Annotated in this window: 23 protein-coding genes; 9 read left to right on the forward strand and 14 right to left on the reverse strand. The window is 40.0% G+C overall.

The features are described 5' to 3' along the window. Positions 1-30 precede the first annotated feature (30 nt). The 5 genes from rfbC to ED622_RS07735 are packed head-to-tail and all read right to left on the reverse strand — an operon-like array spanning position 31 to position 4169. Positions 31-588, reverse strand: a complete 558-nt coding sequence (gene rfbC, locus ED622_RS07715; protein WP_122033324.1) for a dTDP-4-dehydrorhamnose 3,5-epimerase — start codon at positions 586-588, stop codon at positions 31-33. Then, complete coding sequence (rfbD, locus tag ED622_RS07720; RefSeq protein WP_122033325.1) at positions 575-1474, reverse strand: dTDP-4-dehydrorhamnose reductase; 900 nt, start codon at positions 1472-1474, stop codon at positions 575-577. Before rfbD ends, rfbC begins: the two co-directional genes overlap by 14 nt. Further along, entirely contained in the window at positions 1474-2367 is an 894-nt protein-coding gene (rfbA, locus tag ED622_RS07725; protein ID WP_122033326.1) for a glucose-1-phosphate thymidylyltransferase RfbA, read from the reverse strand. Before rfbA ends, rfbD begins: the two co-directional genes overlap by 1 nt. After that, positions 2367-3461 carry a dTDP-glucose 4,6-dehydratase gene (gene rffG / locus ED622_RS07730; protein WP_122033327.1) on the reverse strand — a complete coding sequence of 365 codons (1095 nt, stop codon included), beginning with the start codon at positions 3459-3461 and terminating at the stop codon, positions 2367-2369. The genes rfbA and rffG overlap by 1 nt, the downstream gene beginning before the upstream one ends. Positions 3462-3476: 15 nt before the next feature. Continuing rightward, positions 3477-4169, reverse strand: coding sequence for a 3-deoxy-D-manno-octulosonic acid kinase (locus ED622_RS07735; RefSeq protein ID WP_122033328.1), 693 nt, complete (start codon positions 4167-4169; stop codon positions 3477-3479). Positions 4170-4414: 245 nt separating this feature from the next. Here ED622_RS07735 and ED622_RS07740 point away from each other — a divergent pair, with 245 nt between their 5' ends. From ED622_RS07740 to coaD, 4 genes are read left to right on the forward strand one after another with little or no spacing between them, the layout of a single operon-like run. Then, positions 4415-5458 carry a glycosyltransferase family 9 protein gene (locus ED622_RS07740; RefSeq protein ID WP_122033329.1) on the forward strand — a complete coding sequence of 348 codons (1044 nt, stop codon included), beginning with the start codon at positions 4415-4417 and terminating at the stop codon, positions 5456-5458. 35 nt (positions 5459-5493) lie between these two features. Then, positions 5494-6276 carry a glycosyltransferase family 2 protein gene (locus ED622_RS07745; protein WP_122033330.1) on the forward strand — a complete coding sequence of 261 codons (783 nt, stop codon included), beginning with the start codon at positions 5494-5496 and terminating at the stop codon, positions 6274-6276. A gap of 5 nt (positions 6277-6281) precedes the next feature. After that, complete coding sequence (locus ED622_RS07750; RefSeq protein ID WP_122033331.1) at positions 6282-7334, forward strand: glycosyltransferase family 4 protein; 1053 nt, start codon at positions 6282-6284, stop codon at positions 7332-7334. Continuing rightward, complete coding sequence (coaD, locus tag ED622_RS07755; protein ID WP_162922487.1) at positions 7334-7816, forward strand: pantetheine-phosphate adenylyltransferase; 483 nt, start codon at positions 7334-7336, stop codon at positions 7814-7816. The genes ED622_RS07750 and coaD overlap by 1 nt, the downstream gene beginning before the upstream one ends. Before the next feature lie 53 nt (positions 7817-7869). Here coaD and ED622_RS07760 read toward each other — a convergent pair whose 3' ends face one another. The 7 genes from ED622_RS07760 to radC all read right to left on the reverse strand — a co-directional run bounded on the left by ED622_RS07760 (position 7870) and on the right by radC (position 14378). Continuing rightward, a complete protein-coding gene (locus tag ED622_RS07760) occupies positions 7870-8790 on the reverse strand; it encodes a glycosyltransferase (protein ID WP_122033333.1) in 921 nt (306 codons plus the stop codon). 481 nt (positions 8791-9271) lie between these two features. Beyond that, positions 9272-11251 (reverse strand): LTA synthase family protein, encoded by a 1980-nt coding sequence (locus ED622_RS07770; RefSeq protein WP_122033335.1) that lies wholly within the window; start codon positions 11249-11251, stop codon positions 9272-9274. A 7-nt stretch (positions 11252-11258) separates the two neighbouring features. Further along, entirely contained in the window at positions 11259-12083 is an 825-nt protein-coding gene (gene mutM / locus ED622_RS07775; protein WP_122033336.1) for a bifunctional DNA-formamidopyrimidine glycosylase/DNA-(apurinic or apyrimidinic site) lyase, read from the reverse strand. Between the two features lie 204 nt (positions 12084-12287). Beyond that, positions 12288-12746, reverse strand: a complete 459-nt coding sequence (locus tag ED622_RS07780; RefSeq protein WP_122033337.1) for a hypothetical protein — start codon at positions 12744-12746, stop codon at positions 12288-12290. A gap of 344 nt (positions 12747-13090) precedes the next feature. Next, positions 13091-13258 (reverse strand): 50S ribosomal protein L33, encoded by a 168-nt coding sequence (gene rpmG, locus ED622_RS07785; protein ID WP_012549068.1) that lies wholly within the window; start codon positions 13256-13258, stop codon positions 13091-13093. Positions 13259-13271: 13 nt separating this feature from the next. After that, positions 13272-13508 carry a 50S ribosomal protein L28 gene (rpmB, locus tag ED622_RS07790; protein ID WP_122033338.1) on the reverse strand — a complete coding sequence of 79 codons (237 nt, stop codon included), beginning with the start codon at positions 13506-13508 and terminating at the stop codon, positions 13272-13274. Between the two features lie 195 nt (positions 13509-13703). Beyond that, positions 13704-14378, reverse strand: a complete 675-nt coding sequence (radC, locus tag ED622_RS07795) for a DNA repair protein RadC (RefSeq protein WP_122033339.1) — start codon at positions 14376-14378, stop codon at positions 13704-13706. A gap of 215 nt (positions 14379-14593) precedes the next feature. Between radC and coaBC the strand changes: the two genes are divergently transcribed. The 5 genes from coaBC (at position 14594) to ED622_RS07820 (ending at position 20460) form a co-directional block, all read left to right on the forward strand. After that, positions 14594-15802, forward strand: a complete 1209-nt coding sequence (gene coaBC, locus ED622_RS07800) for a bifunctional phosphopantothenoylcysteine decarboxylase/phosphopantothenate--cysteine ligase CoaBC (RefSeq protein WP_122033340.1) — start codon at positions 14594-14596, stop codon at positions 15800-15802. 61 nt (positions 15803-15863) lie between these two features. Next, the gene (gene slmA / locus ED622_RS07805; RefSeq protein WP_122033341.1) at positions 15864-16454 is read left to right on the forward strand and encodes a nucleoid occlusion factor SlmA; all 591 of its coding nucleotides are present in this window, start codon (positions 15864-15866) and stop codon (positions 16452-16454) included. 59 nt (positions 16455-16513) lie between these two features. After that, positions 16514-17452, forward strand: coding sequence for a Kdo(2)-lipid IV(A) acyltransferase (locus ED622_RS07810; protein ID WP_122033342.1), 939 nt, complete (start codon positions 16514-16516; stop codon positions 17450-17452). A 36-nt stretch (positions 17453-17488) separates the two neighbouring features. Further along, entirely contained in the window at positions 17489-17956 is a 468-nt protein-coding gene (greB, locus tag ED622_RS07815; RefSeq protein WP_122033343.1) for a transcription elongation factor GreB, read from the forward strand. A gap of 167 nt (positions 17957-18123) precedes the next feature. Beyond that, positions 18124-20460 (forward strand): Tex family protein, encoded by a 2337-nt coding sequence (locus ED622_RS07820; protein WP_122033344.1) that lies wholly within the window; start codon positions 18124-18126, stop codon positions 20458-20460. Between the two features lie 216 nt (positions 20461-20676). Here ED622_RS07820 and ED622_RS07825 read toward each other — a convergent pair whose 3' ends face one another. Next, on the reverse strand, positions 20677-21156 hold the full coding sequence (locus tag ED622_RS07825) for an ATP-dependent Lon protease (protein ID WP_122033345.1): 480 nt from the start codon (positions 21154-21156) through the stop codon (positions 20677-20679). Between the two features lie 57 nt (positions 21157-21213). After that, on the reverse strand, positions 21214-21978 hold the full coding sequence (gene bioH / locus ED622_RS07830; RefSeq protein WP_122033346.1) for a pimeloyl-ACP methyl ester esterase BioH: 765 nt from the start codon (positions 21976-21978) through the stop codon (positions 21214-21216). Between the last annotated feature and the right edge of the window lie 53 nt (positions 21979-22031).

Below are 22031 nucleotides of genomic sequence, written 5' to 3' on the forward strand. Positions count from 1 at the left end.
TACCTTGAATTCAAAACAAGGTAAGTTTATTCATTTAATCACACAATGATAAGGGACTTGTGAAAAACATAATCCAACCTGATCTTTATTAGAAAGTAAGGGCTCATCATTTAATGGCCACTCTATATTCAATGTAGAGTCATTCCACTTAATTGATACCTCAGCGTTTGGATTGTAATAATCGGTACATTTATATACAAATTCAGTATTTTCTCTTGTCACATAAAAACCATGTGCAAAACCTTCTGGTACCCAAAGTTGGCGCTTGTTCTCAGCCGACAAATATTCTCCAACCCACTGACCAAACGTCGATGAACCTTTTCGAATATCAACCACAACATCAAATACCTCACCAGAAATCACACGCACTAATTTCCCCTGCGTATTTTCTGTTTGGTAATGCAGCCCTCGTAAAATCCCTTTCTTCGATTTTGAGTGATTGTCTTGCACAAATTGTATCGGCTTACCTGTCACAAGCTCTTCAAATTGCTTTTGGTTCCAAGTCTCCATAAAGAAACCTCGTTCGTCACCAAAAACACTTGGCTCTATAATTTTCACATCAGGAATGCGGGTATCAATTACTTTCATTATCTTCGCCTTTATATGCTTGGATATTGTTTAATACAGCTGTCCAATCACTCGCTTTAATAGCAAAGTTCTTTGTGATTTTATCGGTACTTAATCTAGAGTTACTTGGACGTTTTGCTGGTGTTGGGTATTGGTCAGTTGTAATACTTGTTAAGTTTGGCTTATTTGAAATAACAGCTTGTTCAATCGCTGTATTAAAGATGATTTCAGCAAATTCAAACCAACTTACATGAGGTAAACCTGAGTAATGATAAACACCGTACTCAACCTCATTACCTTCTGTAATTCGCTTTGCTATTTGAACTAACGCATGAGCAATATCACCCGCGTATGTTGGTCCACCAAATTGGTCTCCTACAATACTTAATTCATCTCGTGTTGCACCTAAACGTAGCATGGTTTTCACAAAATTATTGCCATTTTCACCAAACACCCAAGCAGTACGAAGAATTATGTGTTTATCACACGCATTGGCAACCGCAATTTCACCCGCTAATTTACTTTCACCGTAAACACCCTGTGGGTTTGTAATATCGGTTTCTTGATACTCACCCACTTTATTGCCTTCAAAGACATAATCCGTTGAAATATGCAGTATTGCAGCACCAACACTTTGTGCTGCTTGTGCTAAATAATTAGGACCATCACGATTAATAGCATAAGAAAGTTCAACTTCCTCTTCAGCTTTATCTACTGCAGTATGTGCAGCGGCATTAATGATGATGCTTGGCTGAAACTCAACGACTGTATTATTTACCGCCTCTTGATTTGTAATATCAAGACTCTCTTTATCAAGCGATAACACAGCGATATTTTCATTATCAGCAAGTTGTTGCGTTAAACAATAACCCACCTGCCCGTGACAACCTGTAATCAATACTCGCATTAGCTCGCCACCTTCTTCTGGTTTTCATTAACTAGGCGAGTTAAATATTGCCCATATTCATTCTTCATCATTGGCTTTGCAAGAGCTAATACTTGCTTATCACTTAACCAACCATTTCTCCAAGCAATCTCTTCTAGGCACGCAACTTTTAGCCCTTGGACATTTTCAATCGTTTGTACAAATGAAGATGCTTCATGCAAGCTTTCATGAGTGCCAGTATCTAACCACGCAAAACCACGACCGAATAACTCAACACTTAATGAGCCATCATTTAAATACATTTCATTTAACGTAGTAATCTCAAGCTCACCACGATGAGAAGGCTTGACTTGCTTTGCCATTTCTACCACTCGATTATCATAGAAGTACAAACCCGTTACAGCATAATTTGATTTCGGCGTTTCTGGCTTTTCTTCAATCGAAACCGCTTTCATCTCTTCATCAAACTCAACCACACCAAAACGCTCAGGGTCTTTTACTTGATAACCAAATACCGTAGCTAAACCTTGGCCTGTTAACTCTCTAGCTCGAATCAGTTGTTGACTAAACGATTGACCATAAAAGATGTTATCACCAAGCACTAAACACACACTGTCATCACCAATGAATTCCTCACCAATAATGAACGCTTGCGCTAAACCATCAGGACTTGGTTGAATTGCATACTCTAGGTTAATACCAAAATCTGAACCGTCGCCCAACAAACGCTTAAAACCGGCATTATCTTCAGGCGTTGTGATAATTAGAATGTCTTTAATACCCGCAAGCATTAACGTCGAAATTGGATAAAACACCATTGGCTTATCGTAAATAGGCAAAAGCTGTTTTGATATACCACGAGTCAGTGGGTATAAACGAGTACCAGAACCACCTGCAAGTACAATGCCTTTCATTATTTAGCCGCCTTTTCAATTACTGTAGACTCTGAAGATGCGCCTAAACGCTCTCCTGCATAAGAACCATCTAACACTCGTGACCACCATTGTTTGTTATCTAAATACCATTCAACAGTTTTACGAATACCTGATTCAAATGTTTCTTCTGGCTTCCAACCTAGCTCACGCTCAATTTTCGACGCATCAATTGCATAACGAGCATCGTGTCCAGGTCGGTCTGTTACATAGGTAATTAAATCAAGATATTGGTTAACCCCTTCTGGTTTATTAGGGACTAACTCTTCAAGTAATGAACAAATGGTGTTAACAACGTCAATATTCGCTTTTTCATTATGCCCACCAATATTGTAAGTTTCCCCTACTTCACCTTCAGTAACAACTTTGTACAAAGCACGAGCGTGGTCTTCAACAAACAACCAATCACGAATTTGCATACCATTCCCGTAAACCGGTAATGGCTTACCATCTAGTGCATTCAAAATCATTAATGGAATAAGTTTTTCAGGGAAATGATATGGGCCATAGTTATTTGAACAGTTAGTTACAATCGTTGGTAAACCATAAGTACGTAACCAAGCTCGAACCAGATGGTCAGAAGAAGCTTTAGAGGCAGAGTATGGGCTAGAAGGTTCATACGATGTTGTTTCAGTAAACAAGTCATCTGTACCTTCTAAGTCACCATACACTTCATCTGTTGATATATGGTGAAAGCGAAATACTTGTTTTTTATCATCACACAAGGTATTCCAGTAAAAACGCGTTGCTTCAAGTAAGGTATAAGTACCTACAATATTAGTTTCAATGAATGCTGCTGGGCCATCAATAGAGCGGTCAACATGAGATTCTGCTGCTAGGTGCATCACAGCATCTGGTTTATGCTCTAAAAATACTCGGTCTAATTCAGCTCTATCACAAATATCAACTTGTTCAAACGCATAACGCTCATGAGAATCAACATCAGATAGTGATTCTAAATTACCCGCATAAGTCAATTTATCTAGGTTAATAACGTTATCTTGTGTGTTACTGATAATGTGACGAACAACCGCTGAACCGATAAAGCCTGCACCGCCTGTAACTAATATTTTCATGTTTATACCTTAATTTTAATTACCAAGTAAATGGTTCCACTCTTTACTCGTCCAATAAATATTCTTTTTATTCACTTCTTTTACAAACGAGCGTTTTAATCTATCCCAGTTATTTTGCTTCCAATCATCGCCTTTTTGTTGATAGCATTTATCGAAATCAATAATCCAAACTTTGTCGTTATCATCAATCAAAATGTTATGAATATTTAAATCGGTATGATTGACTTGAGCTGCATGCATTTTACGAATTTCATTACCAATCTTTTGATATATCTCTTTTGATAATGGCTTTTCTTGCAAAATCGCAACCAAATCACGTGCATTAGGTATCTTTTGACTTAATAAATCAGCTTGATAGCAAAATGTTAACTTAGTTGATCTCGCCGCTATCGGTTTAGGAACATTAACTCCCGCCTCTATTAAGGTATTCAATAATTGAAATTCTTGGTAGCTGCGTGTTTTTTCCCAGCCTGTGAATATGTAATGATCTTTAATTAGCTTCCCAAACAGCCCACCACGACGATAATGGCGCAATGCAGCATCTATCTTATCAAGAGCTACAAACCATGTCGTTCCTCGCCCTTGGGCTGAACCAATCACTTTATTTTGCTGTTGCCAATATTCAGGATCACAACACTGCTCTGGTAAGTCAGTTAAGATTGAGTCGTCATACCAAATGGTTTGCTTTTTGTTTCTTACTATTTTCACACAAAGACTCCAATATTAAACATTAGAGACTATACGCTGCGCTAACTAGACCACTTCGCTTCTAGAAACTATAAGTGCAAAAGCTAAAAGCCTCTGAACTCTGCAAGCCCAGCAATCTTAATTCTGCTCTTATAGTCTCTAGTTAGCGCAGCGTATAGTTTCTAGTCTCTTTCTTGCTCTGCCATTTTACATTTATGACCGTTAATAGCATAATTCTACCTCATTCTTTTTGGGTAAACATCTCTATGGCTTTATTCACTTCTGCCCCTAACTCACTTTGCATTCTACGCTTATCTGCGATTGGTGATGTTTGCCATGCTGTTGCGGCCGTTCAAGCGATTCAAAAAGAGTGGCCGACGACCAAAATCACTTGGATTGTCGGGAAAGTGGAAGCTCAATTGATTCATGATTTACCTGATATTACAGTAATCCCATTTGATAAAAAATTGGGATTAGCAGGAATGAAAGCGATTTGGGCTCAATTAAAAGGTCAGAAGTTTGATGCATTGGTTCACATGCAATTGGCACTACGTGCTAGTGTATTAACTCTTGGTATAAAAGCTAAATATAAAGTCGGCTTTAATCGAAAACGCGCTAAAGAAGGCCAGTGGTTGTTCACTAATCGCAAAATTAAAGATACTGCATCGACACATGTTCTCGACAGCTTTTATTCTTTTGTCGAATATTTAGGTGTTCCTAAAAGTAAACCAACCTGGAATATTCCATTATCCAGCGCAGATTTATCTTTTGTTGATGAACATATCCCAACAAATAAGCCTTATGTGGTAATTTCTCCTGCAGCAAGTAAAGATGAACGTAATTGGCTCACTGAGCGCTATGCTCAACTGACTGATTGGTTACATACACATGGTTACCAAGTGGTGCTTTGTGGGTCGCCAAGTGAGCGTGAAAAACAACTTGGTGACAATATTGAATCTTTAACTCAATTACCTATTATTAATTTGATTGGTAAAACCTCATTAAAACAGTTAACTGCGGTATTAAATAAAGCACAGGTTGTAATTGCCCCTGACTCGGGTCCCGCTCATATTGCTACCACACAAAATACACCTGTTGTTGGATTGTATGGTCATAGTAACCCAAAACGTACCGGGCCTTATAACAGCTTTCCTTATGTGGTTAGCGTGTATGAACAACACGTAACGACACAACATAATAAATCCATTGATGAGTTAAAGTGGAGCACTCGCGTCAAAGGCAACCATATAATGCAAGATATTAGTCTTGATATGGTAAAAACTCCCTTAAAAACCTTACTCAATTTATAATAATTAAAACACATTACAATAAACAAGGCGCACCTATGATCACTGGCATTGTTATTACTTTAAACGAATCAAGAAATATTGTTGAATGCATTCAATCACTACAGAAAGTGTGTTCTGAAGTAATTATTGTGGATTCTAACAGCACAGATAATACCGTAGAGCTTGCAGAGCAGCTTGGAGCTAAGGTTATCACTCAAAGTTACCTTGGCGATGGTATTCAAAAAAATGTTGGCCTTGATTATGCCAGCAATAATTGGGTATTAAGTTTAGATGCAGATGAACGTTTAACCAACGAAATGGAGAGTGCGATTAAAGCATTAGATTTAACATCGACGTCTCATGATGCATTCGCTTTCCGCCGCCGCAATTACATTGGTAGTCGTTGGGTTAAACAGTGTGGTTGGTATCCTGATTTCTGCATTCGCCTTTATGACCGAACAAAAACACGCTTTGCTGATGTAAAACAACACGCATCAGTTCAAGCGAAAAACCCAGATCGTATTAATGCCGATATTATTCATTACTCTTTTGAAAACCTAGGTCAACTATTTGCAAAACCAGGCCGCAACTTTAGTGGCCGAGCTGCGAAAATCATGTATAAAAAAGGAAAGCGCGCAAATAGCTTTTCTCCTTTTACCCATGGCTTAAATGCATTTATTCGTAAGTATATTTTCCAAAGAGGCTTCTTAGGTGGTGTTGATGGTATGACAGTTGCTCTTAGCTCTGCAATTAATAGCTATTTAAAATACGCCAAGCTACTTGAATATCAACGTGATCCTAAAGTACTTGAGAACGAAGATTTCAATAAGGTTTGGTAAACACTATGCATATTTGTCATGTAAATTTAGCCTCTGGCTTTAGTGGCGGAGAACGCCAAACCTTACAATTGATTACTCGTCAGCTAAAGGAAGGCTATCAACTTACTGTTGTCGCAAACCCTAAAAGCCCTTTTGTGGCCGATATCAAAAAACTGAATTGTAAGTTAGTGCTTGCTAGTCACTTTTCAAAACAGCACAAAAAATCAATAACTGAGCACTGTGACGTTATTCATGTGCATGAAGGACGAGCTATTTACTGGGCGCTAATTCAATCTAAGCGCTTTGGTGTGCCTTATATTGTGACTCGCCGGATTGATAATCCACTGAAAGACAAATGGTTATCAAATATTGCTTATTCAAATGCTACAGCTCTGGTTGGTTTAAGTAATGAGATCGTATCTAAAATTAAAGAACGTCATCCAGACAAGGTTATTTATAAAATCCCAAGCTCACCTGTTAGTTACTCGGTAGAGCAAGAGAATGTAGATACTATTTGGCGTCGTTTTTCTAATCAATTTTTAGTGATTCAAGCGGCAAATCTATTGCACCATAAAGGACATCAGACAACTGTTGAAGCCGCTAAGTTACTTCAAGATCTAGATTCTAACATTCACCTTGCTTTACTTGGTGATGGACCAGAACGAGAAAAACTAGAAAATTTAGTAAAAGAATACGATTTACATAACGTAACCTTCTTAGGAAAACAAAATCGTATGGGTGATTGGTTTGCTGCGGCAGATTTATTAATCCATCCTTCTTATAGCGAAGGTCTAGGCTCTGTTATCTTAGAAGCGATGGGCGCAAAACTTCCAGTGATTGGCAGCAATGCTGGTGGTATCCCTGATATTATTGACGATCAGGAATCTGGCTTACTCGTTGAAGCGAGAGATGCTCAAGCACTTGCTGATGCAATTTACCAAGTTGCAACAGACAAGCCACTACGTAATAAATTGATTACTGGCGGACAAGAAAAGATTGCTATGTTTGATATCAAATATACAACCTCATTGTATAAAGATGTTTATCAATCCATCCTCCTTAACGGTGATGAAAAATGATAAAGACGAAAGCAATTTATCCGGGTACTTTTGATCCAATTACGAATGGGCATTTAGATTTGATTGAGCGTGCTTCAACGCTATTTGATCATCTAATCATCGCGGTAGCGGCAAGTCCAAGTAAGAAAACACTGTTTACGCTAGAAGAAAGAGTGGAAACGGCTGAAAAAGTCGTTGCCCATTTACCAACGGTTACTGTGCTCGGTTTTTCAGGCTTAATGGTTAATTTTGCCAAAGAACAACAGGCTAATCTATTAATCCGCGGGCTACGAACGACTGTCGATTTTGAGTATGAGTTTGGCTTAACTAACATGTACCGCAAGTTAATGCCTGAATTAGAAAGTGTCTTTTTAACGCCAAAAGAAGAGTATGCGTTTCTATCGTCAACCATTGTCCGCGAAGTCGCTTTGCATGGTGGTGATATTAGTCAGTTTGTGCCTGAAGCAGTGGCTAAGGAATTGAATAAAAAATTCACAAGCTAAACGAGATAAAACGGAGAGTAACAACAAAAATAGTCTGTTGTTACTCTCTATTATTAGTTCTTCACTTGCCTTAATGTTTCCAATACTTCAGGGTAAAATGCCAATAAGGCATCACACTGCTTATCATTTCCACCTCGACGGATATTTTCTTGTGCTAAACCAATATCTCGGTTTCTCTTCAATGAATACGAGCCACTGCTGTAATCTGTTTTCTTACAAATAGTACCATTTCGTACCGCCATAACTTTAAGCCACAAATCATCAGTACTTGGTGCTAACTCTGTAAATCGTTCAATATTCATAACATCAGGGTGTAGAGAATGAGGTGGATAAAGAATTGAACCACAACCTGTTAAAAGAATACGGTGCGACGATTTTCCTTCTGTGAGTCCATATTTCCATTTTTTATAACGCTTAACTTCTCTTTGAGTACATAATGTTATTTCATGAGCTCGATGCCCAACGATCACACTCGGGTTACGCTTACTTTCTTGTAATAGAATCTCTAAACAATCAAATCCATACAATACATCGTCATCAATCGTTATTATGTATGATTCTGGACATAGCTCTAATGTAGGAATGATTTTTTTATATGAACGATAGTTAGGGCAGAATCGAACTTCTAACCCTCTTTCTATCTGACGATGTAAAATATGGGGAATATTATCCATATTAAATTCCGCCTCATCTAACCATAAAATCAAACGATTAGGACGAATGGTTTGCTGCGCAATGGATTCAATAACCAAATACACTTCATGAATTTTTTTTGAAAACGTCGTAAAGCTTACAACAACTTCTTTCTCTAAAAAAATCTCATCCGTCGTGATCTTCTCTTTAGAGAAAAGAGCTGAAGTATGTAAGGCATCTGAGCGAATAGAACATTGAATAGTATGCTCCATCCCTCTTATATTTCTTGAAATTAGCTTTCTATCTGCTGCTAACTTTTTTATTTTTTTTATCAGCTTCATTTATTGTCCATTACCTTAGTCTCTATCACTACTCAAATTATTCCACTACTGGCTAGGAACGATCACACCAAAACATATTTCATTAACCAATACAATAGTTGCGTATAACGCATTTACCAGCTAGTATTTTTGAATGTATCTTAGCATTAAACAATGGCTCACTAACATAAATGTTACCGTCACCAACTACGATGGTAGAACTCATTATAACTTACTTAGTAACTGTTTTTTCCTTTTGCTTTTTCTTTTTCTTTTTCTTTTTCTTTTTCTTTTTCTAGTAAATAATCGGCATTGAACTCATTAGTTAAAGGCTCTAACCCTAGTATTACCGGATATATCCAAGAGAATCATTGCGCTGCCATTTAGTGTATCAATTAATAAACACTTTACTCGATGGTGAATGAATTCTTACATTTAATTCGTTATATCTATAACAATACCAATAAAAAAGGCCACTCTAATGAATGGCCTATTGTACTGATTAATGAACACCTTTCACTTGACCATTAATATATAACGTTTGCAATGTATGGTAATCATTACCTAAGTGCATTGTATCCTGTTGAATAGATTCAGGGCTTATCTCTATCCCTGACGCCCATGGATATAACTTTTCAGGTTTGGCATTTAAATAAATACCATCTTTGGTAAACGTCATTTCTGGATTATAGCCAAATCTTGTTACCTTATCTGTCCCCAATAAATTACGCCCGCCTAAACTGTAGTAATTAGCCTCTGAAAGACTAAATGCATACAAGGTTGGAAAAATATCTTTATGCGAGCCCATTCGATTTTTATCATATTCATTGGGAACTTGCTGTTGGATTTTCATCGGTACATATAAGTAAAATGGCACCGCATGAATAATAGGAAGATCATTAGGGTAAGACATTGTAAAGCCTCTTAAACGATGATCCCCTGTTGCAGCTATCAATGTTGAATCACCTAGTGAGGATTGTTTAATATCCGAAATAAACTCACCTAATGCATTATTGGCATATTGATAAGTTTCAGATAATCGAGTCGCTTCTTCTTTAGTAGATCGCATTCGATTCACCAAGCGTTCGCTTACCTTAATTGGTTTTACATCGTAATTTTCTGGTACTTCATAAGGAGTGTGGTTAGTGATAGTTAGGATGTAAATCATTAAAGGCTGAGTCGCTTCTTTAAGCTCTTTTTCTGCTAGTTTGAAAGCATACTCATCCGATAATCCCCATTCACCACGAAATTCTTCAGCTTCTGGAAACGCTTTTAAAATCGCATTTTCATCTAAGATCTCATCAAAGCCTTGTGATGGTAAATAATTGGCAACATTACGCCACATACCATTGGTAGCAGTAATAAAGATCGTTTTATACCCTGCTGCTTTATAAGGGCGTACTGCCGCTGCGGCGACTTCTACTTTTTGAGCTGAAGAATGACTAATAGTAGGAACATTACTTTGTCCTAGCATATTCACTAACGTATTAATGGTCGCCGTTGTTTCCGCTAAAAATCGCTTAAAAACAAAATCAGACTCAAAGGCTGGTCGCAATGCTCCTAATAAGTCATTTTCTGGATAGTTATCTTCAACAAGAACATTAGTTCCCATACCTTCCATTAATGCCATAACAACATGAGGTTTGTTCTCTGCTAAATAAGCATTATAGGCTGTCGTAAACTGCCCCGTAGGATTACCAACCACCTTGGTAAACTGAGCTTCAAGATCCGCTTTACCTACTGAGTGAAATTTATTCTGTTTTTTATAATCACTTTTCGCCCACTCAAGTGCGATCAATCCATTCGGAGTGATGCTGTTAAGTACTTTATAATCTGAAACTTGCGCGTGATAACGTTTTAATGGGTGAGATCCTAATGTGCCTCGAGCAAAGAAGAATATCGTCAAGATCATCACAAAAACAGAGACAGAAGTGATTCCTTTGTGTTGTGGTTTCCATTCCCATTGTTGCATTTTTCTTACTGCTATACGTACAATGATGGCAGAGAAAAAAGCAACTATCACACTACTAATAAATGATAAGAAGATCGGGTAATCCGCCCATGCATTGGCTAATACTGCCTTGGTATCATCATCAGCTAATCCAAAGATAAATACATCAATATGATTGCCATAGGTAAGGTAGTAGTAGTAATTGCCAATGGAGAAACCAGTAACAAGAAAGAAGATAAGTCCTGCGTACCAAGGGATTATTTTCGCAAAGAAGCGATAAGCTTTTGGGACAATAGCGAGAGCCAGACCAATGAGCAATAAAGGTGCAAAACCAATCACTACTATTTTTAAATCAAAGCGTAAGCCGGTAAATAGTGCACGCCATAGATCAGTACCTCGATGCGCAAGCTCTGTTGTGTCGACAATATTGGCTAAAAATACCAAACGGCCAACCGACAATATAATTACTGCGATAAAAACAGATAACCAAATGGTTCTACTGAGTTGTTTGAAATTTTGTTGGAAGTTCATGGTTTCTCTATTTTGTTTTAGGTAATGGTTGGCACTTATCACACCAAAATGTATTTCGTTGCCCTATTTTCTCTTCTTGGATGAGAGAGTTGCAACTTAGGCACGGTTTATTGGCTCTACCGTAGACATGCAATCCTTGTGCAAAGTAACCTGGTTTCCCGTCAACTTGGTTAAAATCTTTTAGGGTAGTTCCACCTTGTTTAATAGCCGTCTCAAGTACGACTTTTATTTCACTCACTAGCCTTTGTATTTGTTTTAGCTTCAATGCGCCTACTGGTGTCTTAGGATGTATCTTTGCCATAAATAAAGATTCGCTAGCGTAGATGTTACCCACCCCCACCACAACGGCGTTATTCATAATAAACTGTTTTACGACGACTTTTTTATTCTTTGCTTTTTCTGCTAGATAATCCGCAGTAAACGCATCGGTAAGTGGCTCTGGACCAAGTTTAGCGAGTACATCATGTGATACGCCTACTTCAGAATATAACCAAGCACCAAATTTACGAGGATCGTTATAGCGAAGGAGTTTACCGTTATCTAATACAAGATCCACATGATCGTGTTTTGCTGGTGGGATAGTCTCATCAAGTATACGTAAACTGCCTGACATACCAAGGTGAATAATAGCTGTGCCTTCTGGGGTATCTATCATTAAATATTTAGCACGACGGCGGATGGATTGAATTCTTTGCCCTACGAGTTTTTGTAGCTCTTGTGGGATCGGCCAACGCAGCTTTTCTGTCCTCACCGTAATCGCTTTGATTGTTTGGCCTTGTAGGTGTGGTGTTATTCCTAATCGGCTGGTTTCGACTTCTGGTAGTTCTGGCATTTTGGATTCCTTTTAAAATACATTTAAGGGACGAGAATCGAGAACGCTTCGCTCGAGATGCGAGGAAAAACTAGAGACTATACGCGGTGCTAACTAGATCGCTTCGCTCCTATAAGATCAAAAGCAAGTGTACCTGAAACCAATTATCCTACCACTTCAACCGTACATACTCTTATAGTTTCTAGTTAGCGAAGCGTATAGTCTCTAGTTTCTAAACAAATACCCTTCTTCCGCACTCACCGCTATCCATTCACCTTGCCAGTTCTGCATCATCCAAAAATTCGGTGCTTGATAAATAGTAACTCGTTGCGGCTCTTCTTGATTTTCTAACCATACTTCTACCGTGCTTGGCGCTGGTAATTTGGTTTTGAGTACTTTCACTGGCTCTTCATTGAGAACTGTACCTTCCAGAGTAAACCAACGTTTAATCAATTGGCTATCTGTTTTTGACGTATCGGAAGCAAGATCATAATCTGCAAAGTGCATTTTTTGGATGGCATTAACACCTTCAAATAAAGGCTGTACGCCTGTTACCGTTTCTACTTGCTGTTCTGGTTCGAGTAAGTAGGTTTTAATTAGCTGAGGGGCTTGTAGGACACCAATGAAGAGTAATACAAAGATGATCAGCATGTTGTTGTATTTGCGGCGTGATGGTTTTTTCATAAAACTCCCTAAGGCTATAATGGTTTGAGACTAGAGACTATACGCTTCGCTAACTAGACCGCTTCGCTCCTATAAAAGAAAAAAGCGAAGGTTTCAGGTTTCAGGTTTCAGGAAAATCAAAAGCGAGCACACCTGAAACCTGCAAGCGCAGCGCCCTGAAACCTAGAACTCAAAACACCTACCATACTCGCTTTTATAGTATCTAGTTAGCGCAGCGTATAGTTTCTAGCACTTTTCCTGAAACCTCTGTGCGAAGCATCCTGAATCCTGCTCTTCCGCGCAAAAAAAAACCCAGCAACAAGGCTGGGTTTTCAATATTATCAAAGTTGCAATCAGTAATCGAATTACTTGATTTTAGCTTCTTTGTAAAGAACGTGCTGACGTACAACAGGATCAAACTTTTTGATCTCCATTTTACCAGGCATGTTACGTTTGTTCTTATCAGTTGTGTAGAAGTGACCAGTGTTAGCAGTTGATACTAACTTGATTTTCTCACGTGCGCCTTTAGCCATTTTCTAGATCCTTTTAAACGTTCTCGCCACGAGCACGCATTTCAGAAAGAACGACATCGATGCCTTTCTTATCAATGATACGCATACCTTTAACGGTTAGACGAAGTTTAACGAAGCGTTTTTCGCTTTCTACCCAGAAACGATGAGTTTGTAGGTTCGGCAGAAAACGACGCTTGGTGGCATTTTTTGCGTGTGAGCGGTTGTTACCAACTGCAGGACGCTTACCAGTTACTTGGCATACTCGGGACATTGCTGTCTTCTCCAAATCGTTTCAGCTCGATATCACCTTGGTGGCAAAAAACCACTATTAATTCCAAATGAAATTAATAATTCAAGGCTATCAAAGGTCGCGCATTATACTAACTGAATGCGCATTGCTCAAGACCCTAATGGGTCATTTTTACTATTTTTTGTGTTTTTTTTATTCAATTGCTTAAAAAAACACTCAAATCCATCCTCTTTCGGCAAAAGAGACTATTTCTCCATCACCAATCACAAAATGATCGAGGACTCGGATATCAACCAATTCTACTGCATCTGAGATACGTTTTGTTATCCTTCTGTCAGCTTGACTTGGCTCTGCGACACCAGATGGGTGATTATGCGCTAAAATGATGGCGGCTGCATTATAATCTATCGATCTTTTTACAACTTCTCTTGGATAGACCGCAGCAGCATCGATTGTTCCTTCAAATAAAACCTCCCCTTTAAGTACTCTATGTTGGTTATCAAGAAAAAGAACATAGAAAGCTTCTCGATGCCGATCTCTTAATATTCGTGTTAAATAACGCTTGGTGTGCTCTGGACTGGTGAGCGCATCTTCCTTTTCCATTTTTTCAAATAAATATCGCTCTGTCATTTCAACCACTGCTTGCAACTGGGCAAACTTTGCCGAGCCTAGTCCTTTATGGCTGCAAAATTCACTTTCGTTCGATCCTAATAATTTTCTTAAGGATCCAAATTCTTTTAATAACTTGTCAGCCAGTTCAATCGCGTTCATTCCCTTGATACCAGTGCGAAGGAAGATAGCTAACAGCTCAGCATCGGTTAATGACTTTGGCCCTAGGGCAAGTAACTTCTCTCTTGGACGGGATTCCTCTGGCAGATTCATTAAAGACATAAATGACTCATGTAATGATTAATATTTATACAGGTTACAATCAATCCTCTGACCTTACCTTTCTCTCTCCCTAGCCTTCGGCCTGCTTCAAAGCTTGATTGCAATTATGTTTTTGCTCATTTACTTGCATCAAGAGATTGAAGTGCATCACTCTGAAAAAAAATTATGATATGGTTAGCGCATTAATGGTGAATCACTTAAAGGTAAGTCGCGTCATGGCATCTCTCTCGGGAAAACGTATTCTTCTTGGTATTAGTGGCGGCATTGCTGCTTATAAATGTGCAGAGCTCACTCGTCGACTTATCGAGCGTGGCGCTGAGGTTCGTGTTGTGATGACAACCGCTGCCAAAGAGTTTATTACGCCTCTGACAATGCAAGCCGTCTCTGGTCACCCTGTTGCTGACAGTTTATTAGATCCTGCTGCAGAAGCGTCGATGGGACACATTGAACTGGCTAAATGGGCTGATATCGTATTACTGGCTCCTGCTACTGCCGATTTAATCGCAAGAATGGCAGCTGGCATGGGTAACGATTTATTAAGTACTTTGGTGCTTGCGACTGATTCACCTATTGCCGTTTCTCCGGCGATGAACCAACAAATGTATGCCAATCTAGCAACTCAAGAGAACATTGCGACTCTGGCTCGCCGTGGTATGCATATTTGGGGTCCTGCTGCTGGTCAGCAAGCCTGTGGTGATGTAGGTATGGGCAGAATGCTTGAACCAATGGAGCTGGTGCATTTGTGTGAAAGCTTTTTTCAAAAAGATGAAGATAAGCCACTTTATGGCCAATCTTTATTAATCACGGCAGGTCCAACTCGTGAAGCGCTTGATCCAGTTCGCTACATCTCAAATCACAGCTCAGGAAAAATGGGCTTTGCAATTGCAGAAGCGGCTGCGCAATTAGGGGCAAAAGTCACTTTAGTTAGTGGCCCTGTAAAATTGGCGACTCCAGCTAATGTTGAGCGTATTGATATTGAAAGTGCAGAACAGATGCATAGTGCTGTCATGAGTAACGCGTCATCTCACTCACTCTTTATTGCTTGTGCTGCGGTGGCTGATTTCAGACCTAGCCAAGTTGCCACTCAAAAAATGAAGAAAACCGCCGATAATGACGGTATGACCATCACAATGGTGAAGAACCCTGATATTGTTGCGTCGGTTGCTGCAATGACTGAAGAGCGTCCCTTTACGGTTGGTTTTGCTGCAGAAACGCAAGATGTAGAAAAATATGCTCGTGGTAAGTTAGAACGTAAGAATCTAGATATGATCTGTGCGAATGATGTCTCAATTCAAGGACAAGGCTTTAATAGCGACAACAATGCGCTTCATCTGTATTGGAAAGGCGGCGATAAAGCTTTACCGTTAACGGCGAAGTCAGAGTTGGGTAAGGCGATTATGTTGGAGATAGTTGAGAGACTATAAGCTGCACTAACTAGATACTATAAAAACAGCACTTAAAAATAAAAAAGACAAAGGAACAACAATGACGACAACAAAAAAAACAAATCGTCGTGATGAAATATTACAAGCGTTAGCACAAATGTTGGAATCTAACGAAGGTGCTTCACGTATTACTACCGCAAAACTTGCTAAACAAGTGGGTGTATCCGAAGCAGCGTTATATCGCCACTTTCCAAGCAAAGCAAAAATGTTTGAAGGGTTGATTGAGTTTATTGAAGAATCTCTATTCTCTCGTATCAATCGAATTATTGAAGATGAAAAAGATACCTTAAAACGTATTGAGCTATTATTAAAACTTCTACTGGCGTTTGCTGAACGTAATCCGGGATTGACTCGAATTATGACTGGCCACGCATTAATGTTTGAAAATGAGCGTCTTCGTGAACGAATTAATCAAATCTTCGAACGTATTGAACTGCAATTCAAACAGATATTACGTGAACGCATGATACGTGAAGGCAAAGCATTCCCTGTTGATGAGGGTATTCTTGCTGCACAACTTGTTGGTCAAGTGGAAGGCAGCTTCTGTCGCTTTGTACGATCTGATTTCAAATATCAGCCAACCGCAAACTTTAATGAGTATTGGGCGCTATTAAGTGCTCAGATCCAATAAATCCAACCCAATCTAACGGTATTTCACGTTAGATTGATCTTTTTTCAAACAGGTTTACGATGTCTAAATATCAAGCCCCTAAATTCTCCATCTCTCTTCTGCACCCTAAATATTGGGGGGTTTGGTTTGGCTTTGGTTTATTGTTCACTATCGTCACGGTTTTACCTTATAAAGCGACCTATAAACTCGCTCGAGGGTTAGGCTTTCTAGGATTAAAATTTAGTAAGTCTCGCGCTCATATTGCTCGCCGTAATCTTGAATTGGCTTTTCCTGAGATGACCTCATCTGAGCGCGAAGCTATCGTTATTGAGAATTTCAAAAACTCAGGGTTGGCTATTTTTGAAACTGGGATGGCTTGGGTATGGCCAAACTGGCGTATAGAAAAACACTTTAGCTACGAGAATGTGCAACATCTATTAGATTTTGAGAAAGAAAAAAAAGGCGTATTGGTCGTTATTGTTCACGCCCTTAATCTTGAGCTAACTTGTCGAGCTATGGCAGCGGTCTCTCCTGGTTACGGCGTTTATCGACCTCACAACAACCCTGCTTATGACTTTATTCAGTACTGGGGACGCACTAGCCACGGAAATCAAGCCATTGATCGTAAAGACGTAAAGGAAATGATTCGTAAGTTGCGCGATGGCGAACGGGTCTGTTATTTACCAGACCACGACTACAATCGAAATAAGTCGGTATTTGTGCCTTTCTTTGCGGTTCCCGATGCTTGTACCACTATTGGTTCAGATATTTTAATCAGTGCGAGCCAATGCGCTGTAATCACTGCATCAGGGTTTAGAACCTACAATAATTATCATCTGCAGATTGATCATGACATTAGCGATCAATTTCCGAAGAAAGATCCCACTGGCGTTGCGACAGTAATGAACCAAGCCGTTGAGCGTGTCATTCTTCGTGGTATTCCTCAATGGATGTGGCTGCATAAGCGATTTAAGACCATGGAAGATCCAAGCATTAAAAAAGGCATTCGTTACGATTAATCGGATGTCGCTATTTCGGAGTTAAACTAGGGAAAGATGAAAACCAATTTAATCACACGTGAAGGCTTTAATAAGCTACAAGATGAACTCACGTTTCTATGGAAGGAAGAGCGCCCCGAAGTCACAAAAAAAGTGACTTGGGCCGCTAGCTTAGGTGATCGTAGCGAAAACGCGGATTACCAATACAATAAGAAACGCCTGCGCGAAATTGACCGCCGTGTGCGCTATTTGCGTAAGCGTTTGGATCAAGTCAAAATCGTTGATTACTCCCCCCAACAAGATGGCAAAATCTTTTTCGGTGCGTTCGTGGAAATTGAAAACGAACAAGGCGATACCCTCTCTTTTCGCATTGTCGGCCCTGATGAAATTTTTGGTCGCCATGATTACATTTCGATAGATTCTCCTATGGCTCGCGCGCTCATCAAGAAAGAAGTGGATGAAGAAGCGATTGTGAAAACGCCGGAGGGGGATAAAGAATGGTTTGTGAATTCGATAAAATACTAAGAACTATACGCTGCGCTAACTAGAACGCTTCGCTCTAGAAACTATAAAAGAAAAAGCATGAACCAATTAAAACGGTACTTCCCAACTCAGCCATACATGCTCTTATAGTTTCTAGTTAAAACAAACAGCCTCATCACACGCTTTTAATTAATTAAAAAAGAATCAAAATGATAATAAATATAATTGCTAAAGAACTTAACGTTCGCCCTCAACAAGTTGCCGCTGCTGTTCAATTGATTGACGAAGGCAGCACCATTCCATTTATTGCTCGTTACCGTAAAGAAGTAACGGAAGGTTTGGACGATACTCAACTTCGTACGCTAGACACTCGTTTAACCTATTTACGTGAGCTAGATGACCGTCGTAAAACCATTCTAAAATCGATCACAGAACAAGACAAACTGACGCCTGAACTAGAGCGTGAGATTTTAGATGCCGACAGCAAAACTCGTCTTGAAGATTTGTACTTACCCTTCAAACGTAAGCGTCGTACTAAAGGTCAAATTGCAATTGAAGCAGGTATTGAACCGCTGGCTGATTTATTGTGGACCCAACCTGAAAATAACCCTGAAGATGCCGCTCAATCGTATGTGAATGCGGATAATGGCTTTGCTGATACCAAAGCTGTGCTTGATGGTGCTCGTGCAATCCTGATGGAACGTATGGCTGAAGACGCTAACTTACTAGAGAAAGTACGTAGCTACTTAACCAGCAATGCAGAACTAAGTTCTAAAATGGTTGATGGTCAAGAACATGCAGGCGAGAAATTTAAAGATTACTTTGAGCATAATGAAAAGCTAACCCGTGTTCCTTCTCACCGTGCGCTTGCGATGCTTCGTGGTCGTAATGAAGGTTTTTTACAGCTTTCAATTAATGCCGATCCAAATCAAGAAGAAGGCGTTCGTGGCTCTTACTGTGAAATCATCATTGCCAATCATTATGGTATTACTCTAGGTTCTCAACCTGCTGATTTATGGCGTAAGCAAGTGATCAGCTGGGCATGGCGCATTAAGATTTTAATGCACATGGAAACGGAATTAATGGGTGGCTTAAAAGAGCGCTCTGAAGACGAAGCGATTGATGTATTTGCCACTAACCTTAAAGACTTATTAATGGCAGCACCAGCTGGTCTGAAAACCACATTAGGTTTAGATCCTGGTTTACGTACCGGTACTAAAGTTGCGGTGGTTGATGCGACAGGTAAAGTATTAGCAACAGATACGATTTATCCTAACCAGCCCCACAACCAAATTGCTAAATCAGCACATACGATTGAAAATTTAATCAAAAAACATAACGTTGATTTGATTGCAATTGGTAATGGTACAGCATCTCGTGAAACCGATGCGTTTGTTGGTGATTTACTGAAAAAATCAGGCTTATCTGCAACCAAAATTATCGTTAGTGAAGCCGGTGCATCTGTGTACTCGGCCTCTGAACTCGCAGCAAAAGAGTTCCCAGATTTAGATGTATCAATCCGTGGTGCGGTTTCTATCGCTCGTCGCTTACAAGATCCACTGGCTGAACTAGTAAAAATTGACCCTAAAGCAATTGGTGTAGGTCAATATCAGCATGATGTTAGTCAAAGCCAATTAGCGAAGAAACTAGATGCGGTAATTGAAGACTGTGTAAATGCCGTTGGTGTTGATGTAAATACGGCATCTTCTGCATTATTGACGCGAGTTGCAGGCTTATCGACGACAATCGCACAAAATATTGTAGATTATCGTGATGAAAATGGTCGCTTTGAAAACCGTATTACGTTGAAAAAAGTTGCTCGTTTGGGGCCAAAAGCGTTTGAGCAATGTGCTGGTTTCTTACGTGTGATGAATGGTAAAAACCCTCTGGATGCCTCAGCGGTTCACCCTGAAGCCTACCCTGTGGTTAAAGCGATGGCAGAGAAAAACAATAAAGCGATTGATGCGATTATTGGTAACACTGAGTTCTTACGCTCGGTTGCTGCCAATGACTACATCAGTGCTGATTTTGGTCTACCTACCGTCACTGACATCATTTCTGAACTTGATAAACCGGGTCGAGATCCTCGTCCTGAGTTTAAAACTGCGACCTTTGCTGATGGCGTAAACACGGTATCTGATCTTGAATTAGGCATGATATTGGAAGGCGTGGTATCTAACGTGGCGAACTTTGGTGCATTTGTTGATATCGGCGTTCACCAAGATGGTTTGGTTCATATCTCTGCGCTAAGTGATACGTTTGTCTCTGACCCACGTGAAGTGGTTAAAGCCGGCGACATCGTAAAAGTGAAGGTTATGGAAGTCGATGCTCAACGTAAGCGCATCGCCCTGACTATGCGTTTGAATGATACTCCAGGGGAAGATAACCGTCCTCAGCGTCAATCAAATAAACCACAGCAGCGTAATGAGCGCACTCAAGCGCCAAGGCCTTCCTCTTCAGCAAGACAACAGCGTTCAAATAATGATGTTGGTAATGCGGCGATGGGTGGTGCGTTTGCTGCGGCATTTGCGAAGGCGAAGAAGTAAAAATGTGGAAAGCGAAGCTAGAAACTATACGCTTCGCTGACTAGAGACTATAAGATCGTGTATAGCTGGCGTGGTGATAACTTAGGTTTCAGGACGCTACGCTTGCAGGTTTCAGGTGTACTCGCTTTTGAACTTCCTGAAACCTGAGACCTGAATCCTCGCTTTTTGCTCTTCCTCGTCCCTCGAGCGAAGCGTCCTCGACTCTCGTCCCTGCTCTTAAAGCACCGCCAATATATCCGACGGATTATTCGGCACTACCGCTTTATCATAATGAAAACTGATCACACTGCGACGGCGAACCATTCTCCCCATCTCAGCCAATTTTTCTAATAACTCTTTTGGTAAATTGAAACGCATGGTGTAACCCGTGCCCTCGCCTTGCGTGTAAGTATCAATCGATAACAATCTCGCAAGTTTAGCCAAGTCATCATCAATATCATACAAGGTTCCAAAACGAGGTTTCGGATCTTCTTTCTCTTCCACCACATCATAACCGGGATGATCGGACGGCTCCCACGCATCACGCTTATGTTGTTTATCATCACCTTTAATCGCTTTTTCAGACGTCGTTTCACTCATCTTTGTCGTTGGCACAACAGGTTTTTTAACACGATTTTCACGTGCTACTTGTTCTGTTGGCAAATTAACAGAGGGTGCAATCAGCGGCACACTAATACTGTTAGTTGAAAAGTTCATAAAACGTTTCCTTATCGAAAAACTAGGCGTAATAAACTAAAAATGATGACGCTATTATTACTCTAAAAAATAGCGTAGCTCAGCGATAAATTCATCACTGTGCGAAATAAATGGGGCGTGAGAAGCTTGCTCAAACACCACTTTTGTTGAATTAGGGATAAGCGTATCCATATCTAGTGCAACTCTAATTGGCACTAAACCATCTAATCGGCCGTACATTCTGCATACTGGCATCGATAATTGAGATAATACTTCTCGTAAATCTATATCGGCCAAAATGGACAAACCTGTAGCTAAAGCCGCTTGATTTGGTGAAGGGCGTGAAAAAACAGCCTGCTTCACTTGTTTAATATCTTGCTTAGCATTTGGGCTTCCCATCGCTTGCAGTGCCATAAAGCGCTCAACGGTTAAGGTGAAATCCTCTTTTAACTGCTCAGTAAATTGAGATAACACCGCCGGCTTTATTCCTCGCCAGCCTTTCTCAGCCGCAAATCGTGGGGAGCTTGCTACGGTAATTAATTGACTCACACGATCTGGTGCCGTTAATGCCGCTTGAGTTGCGATTAATCCGCCAAGAGACCATCCAAGCCACGCGGCTTTTTCTGGTGCTTGAGCTAATACTTGCGCCACCATCTCATCAAAATCAGCACTGCCAAGATCTGCACTGTGTCCGTAGCCTGATAGATCAACGGTATGAACTCGATACTGTGAGCTTAGCTTATCAACAACAGGTTGCCACACTGCCCCGTTCATTCCCCATCCGTGAATGAGAACCAGATCGGAACCTTCGCCTTCCGTTTGCCAATAAAGAGGAGTTGTCATCTACACTGCCTACTCGTATTCAAAAATAAGGATGGTTAAGTGTTCATCAGGTT

Source organism: Aliivibrio sp. EL58, assembly GCF_900312675.1.
Taxonomy (GTDB): Bacteria; Pseudomonadota; Gammaproteobacteria; order Enterobacterales; family Vibrionaceae; genus Aliivibrio.

Excerpts from the sequence above, each read along its gene's own strand:
- rffG (WP_122033327.1), bottom strand. The coding sequence starts at position 3,461 with ATGAAAATATTAGTTACAGGCGGTGCAGGCTTTATCGGTTCAGCGGTT.
- slmA (WP_122033341.1), top strand. The coding sequence starts at position 15,864 with ATGACGACAACAAAAAAAACAAATCGTCGTGATGAAATATTACAAGCG.
- ED622_RS07770 (WP_122033335.1), bottom strand. The coding sequence starts at position 11,251 with ATGAACTTCCAACAAAATTTCAAACAACTCAGTAGAACCATTTGGTTA.
- mutM (WP_122033336.1), bottom strand. The coding sequence starts at position 12,083 with ATGCCAGAACTACCAGAAGTCGAAACCAGCCGATTAGGAATAACACCA.
- greB (WP_122033343.1), top strand. The coding sequence starts at position 17,489 with ATGAAAACCAATTTAATCACACGTGAAGGCTTTAATAAGCTACAAGAT.
- rpmB (WP_122033338.1), bottom strand. The coding sequence starts at position 13,508 with ATGTCCCGAGTATGCCAAGTAACTGGTAAGCGTCCTGCAGTTGGTAAC.
- ED622_RS07745 (WP_122033330.1), top strand. The coding sequence starts at position 5,494 with ATGATCACTGGCATTGTTATTACTTTAAACGAATCAAGAAATATTGTT.
- radC (WP_122033339.1), bottom strand. The coding sequence starts at position 14,378 with ATGTCTTTAATGAATCTGCCAGAGGAATCCCGTCCAAGAGAGAAGTTA.
- ED622_RS07825 (WP_122033345.1), bottom strand. The coding sequence starts at position 21,156 with ATGAACTTTTCAACTAACAGTATTAGTGTGCCGCTGATTGCACCCTCT.
- rpmG (WP_012549068.1), bottom strand. The coding sequence starts at position 13,258 with ATGGCTAAAGGCGCACGTGAGAAAATCAAGTTAGTATCAACTGCTAAC.
- rfbA (WP_122033326.1), bottom strand. The coding sequence starts at position 2,367 with ATGAAAGGCATTGTACTTGCAGGTGGTTCTGGTACTCGTTTATACCCA.
- rfbD (WP_122033325.1), bottom strand. The coding sequence starts at position 1,474 with ATGCGAGTATTGATTACAGGTTGTCACGGGCAGGTGGGTTATTGTTTA.
- ED622_RS07820 (WP_122033344.1), top strand. The coding sequence starts at position 18,124 with ATGATAATAAATATAATTGCTAAAGAACTTAACGTTCGCCCTCAACAA.
- ED622_RS07780 (WP_122033337.1), bottom strand. The coding sequence starts at position 12,746 with ATGAAAAAACCATCACGCCGCAAATACAACAACATGCTGATCATCTTT.
- ED622_RS07740 (WP_122033329.1), top strand. The coding sequence starts at position 4,415 with ATGGCTTTATTCACTTCTGCCCCTAACTCACTTTGCATTCTACGCTTA.
- rfbC (WP_122033324.1), bottom strand. The coding sequence starts at position 588 with ATGAAAGTAATTGATACCCGCATTCCTGATGTGAAAATTATAGAGCCA.
- ED622_RS07750 (WP_122033331.1), top strand. The coding sequence starts at position 6,282 with ATGCATATTTGTCATGTAAATTTAGCCTCTGGCTTTAGTGGCGGAGAA.
- ED622_RS07760 (WP_122033333.1), bottom strand. The coding sequence starts at position 8,790 with ATGAAGCTGATAAAAAAAATAAAAAAGTTAGCAGCAGATAGAAAGCTA.
- bioH (WP_122033346.1), bottom strand. The coding sequence starts at position 21,978 with ATGACAACTCCTCTTTATTGGCAAACGGAAGGCGAAGGTTCCGATCTG.
- coaBC (WP_122033340.1), top strand. The coding sequence starts at position 14,594 with ATGGCATCTCTCTCGGGAAAACGTATTCTTCTTGGTATTAGTGGCGGC.
- ED622_RS07810 (WP_122033342.1), top strand. The coding sequence starts at position 16,514 with ATGTCTAAATATCAAGCCCCTAAATTCTCCATCTCTCTTCTGCACCCT.